This window comes from Aquidulcibacter sp., assembly GCF_044346625.1.
In the GTDB taxonomy this organism is placed as follows: Bacteria; Pseudomonadota; Alphaproteobacteria; order Caulobacterales; family Aquidulcibacteraceae; genus Aquidulcibacter.
Window position 1 is genome coordinate 1 of record NZ_JBIIYV010000156.1, and the last position, 2,975, is coordinate 2,975.

Annotated in this window: 4 protein-coding genes; all 4 read left to right on the forward strand. The window is 57.0% G+C overall.

Annotated elements, in window-relative coordinates; genetic code table 11:
* The coding region (locus tag ACIQ20_RS16375) for an alpha/beta hydrolase (RefSeq protein ID WP_395782202.1) at positions 1-533 on the forward strand (533 nt) is incomplete at its 5' end.
* A gap of 114 nt (positions 534-647) precedes the next feature.
* On the forward strand, positions 648-1,544 hold the full coding sequence (locus ACIQ20_RS16380; RefSeq protein WP_395782204.1) for an SDR family oxidoreductase: 897 nt from the start codon (positions 648-650) through the stop codon (positions 1,542-1,544).
* The gene (locus tag ACIQ20_RS16385) at positions 1,541-2,497 is read left to right on the forward strand and encodes a nucleoside hydrolase (protein WP_395782206.1); all 957 of its coding nucleotides are present in this window, start codon (positions 1,541-1,543) and stop codon (positions 2,495-2,497) included. Before ACIQ20_RS16380 ends, ACIQ20_RS16385 begins: the two co-directional genes overlap by 4 nt.
* Positions 2,494-2,975: PfkB family carbohydrate kinase (locus ACIQ20_RS16390; protein ID WP_395782208.1), on the forward strand; the 482-nt coding region annotated here is incomplete at its 3' end. The genes ACIQ20_RS16385 and ACIQ20_RS16390, both read left to right, overlap by 4 nt.

Genomic DNA, 2,975 nt, shown 5'->3' on the forward strand with positions numbered 1-2,975 from the left:
GTGCACGTACGGCTGAGGAACATGGTGGGCCTGCCCTGAGTGACGGCTATCTGCGCTTCTTGGTCGAAGAGCTAAAGCCGATGATTGATCGCGATTACCGCACCAAACCGGGCAAAGCCTCCACCTTTATCATGGGGTCGAGCATGGGCGGGCTGATTTCGCTCTACGGAATCTGCGAGTACCCGCACGTGTTCGGCGCAGCAGGCTGTCTATCAACCCATTGGACGCTTTTGAGTGCCGCGGAAAGCTATAGCAAGCCAGACCTCGAAACCCCGGCAATGATCCAAGCCTTTGCGACCTACCTGAAGCGGAAGTTACCAAAGCCCGTCCAGAACAAGATTTGGATGGATCATGGCACGATCAATCTGGATAGCTTCTACCAGCCGTATCAAATAGCGATGGATGAGGTGTTTAAGGAGCTGGGCTGGCAAGAAGGCAAAGACTTCGAAAGCCGGGTCTATGAAGGTGCAGATCACAATGAGGCATCCTGGCGGGTGCGACTGCATGAGCCGCTCGCGTTCCTGATGGGCTAAACCACGAGGCTTCACAGCAACTTTTGCGGCGAGCCAAGAATCCACGCCTTCCCAAGCCTGATAAATGCAATATGCTCAACCTAATCAAAATTGAAAAAGGGGAGCGAAGCACCAATGGACGCTGAAAAGCTGATGTTCCGTACCGGTCTGATGGCTGGTGAGCGTATTCTGGTAACGGGCGGTGGCACAGGCCTCGGTAAGGAAATGGCGGAAGCCTTCCTCGCACTTGGCGCAACGGTCTATATTCTCGGCCGCCGCGGGGCCGTCCTAGAAGAGACCCGGGATGAATTGGTCGGCCGCCACGGCGGCAAAATCGTCGCTCTACCCTGTGACATTCGTAACGCCGAAGCGATCCGCGAAACCATTGATCTGATCTGGGCCGATGGTGGCGCACTGACTGGCCTCGTCAACAATGCTGCCGGGAATTTTATCTCCAAGACTGAAGACCTCTCGCCACGCGCCTTTGACGCTATTGCCAATATCGTCTTCCGTGGCACCTTTTATATGACTTTGGATATTGGCAAGCGCTGGATTGCAGAAGGCAAGAAGGGCAATGTGATCAACATCCTCACCACGTGGGTGTGGAATGGTTCGGCGTTTACGGTCCCGTCGGCCATGTCAAAATCGGGTGTTCGTGCCATGGCAGAATCCCTTGCCGTAGAATGGGGCCGCTATGGCATCCGCTTCAACAATATCGCGCCCGGCCCCTTCCCCACCAAGGGCATGACAGAGCGGCTGTCGCCTGGAGCCAGCATGGAGAGTGCCGAGCGCTCCGCTAACCCCATGGGCCGCGTTGGTGAAATGACTGAGCTTGCCAATCTGGCGGTGTTCTTGATGGCCAAGGGCGCACATTATGTGAATGGGCAGACGATTGCGATTGATGGGGCAGCTTATCAGGCCACGGGCGGCAATTTCTCTGGCTTGAGGGCTTGGGATGACACACAATGGGAAGCAGTGCGCAGCATGATCAAAGCCAGCAATGACAAGGATAAGGCTGCGCGCACCGTATGAAGCCTATCCCGCTTATTCTCGACTGTGATCCCGGTGTTGATGACGCGGTGGCTCTGGCGCTCGCCTTTGGTGCGCGCGAGCGTCTGGATTTGCTCGGCATCACGACGACGGCTGGGAATGTCGAGCTGGCCAAAACCACAAGGAATGCCTGCCTGATCCGGCAAATCATGGGTCGCGAAGACGTGCCCGTCCACGCAGGCCTTTCCAAGCCTTTGTCTCGAGAGCCCATCATTGCCGATGATTTTCATGGGCCAGAGGGCTTGGGCGATTATCCTACAAGCCCGCCAAGTCTGGGGCCACAATCGACTGACGCTATTTCATTCCTGATACAGACGATTGAGGCAGCCGCGGCTGACACCATAAGCCTGGCGGTCACAGGTCCCCTAACCAATATCGCTTGCTTGATCCAACAAGCACCCGATACCGCTCGCCGCCTCCGTCAAATCGTCCTGATGGGCGGGGCGAGACGTGAGGGCGGCAATATCACGGCCTCTGCCGAATATAATATCTATGCTGACCCAGAGGCCGCCGACATTGTTTTCAAAAGTGGCTGTAACATCGTCGCTTTTGGCCTAGATGCGACCCACCAAGTGCGTGGCACATCGGCTTGGGTGGAGGCGATTGCGCGACTAAACACACCCGGTGCCAAGCTGGTCGCTGACATGTTGGCCTTTTCGAACGCTTTGCCCGCCAATCTGATGGACACATCTGACCCAGATCAACCAGCTACGGGCGCACCTCTCCATGACCCATGCGTGATTGCTTATCTGTTGGCACCAGAAGCCTTTTCGCTCCGCCCCTGCCGGATTGACGTGGAGACCGAAAGCACGCTGACCCGGGGGCACACGGCGGTAGAGTTCCGCAAGGCCGTTGCGGGGGCGTTCAATGCTAGCTGGGTCTCAAAAGCCAATCCAGAAGCGGTCCTTTCCTTTCTGTTGAGGTATTTGGCATGAAGCGCCCGCCCCGCATTCGGGTCATCGGCTCGATCAATCTTGATATTGTTGCGCGCGTCCACACCCTGCCAAGACCCGGCGAGACCGTTAGCGGCGGCGTTCTGGCGCATTATCCGGGCGGCAAGGGTGCGAACCAAGCGCTAGCCGCGCGAAAGCTTGGGGCGGAAGTTGCGATGTTTGGCTGCGTTGGAAACGATAGCGCCGCCGGACAGGCTCTAGCCCTACTCGAAGCAAACCGTGTTGACCTGACGGGCGTGGCCATCTTGGACGGCGTGGCAACCGGCGTTGCGCTGATTGCTGTAGATGCGAAAGGCGAGAACCAAATCGTCGTGGCTCCGGGTGCAAATGCTCTGGTTTCGCGGAGCACTTTGGCAGATTTGTCGGGCGATTTTGATGCGACCCTGTGCCAGCTTGAACTGCCGGTTGAGACCATCACCTACTTAGCAGACACAGTGAAAGGCCTCTTCTGCATCAATCT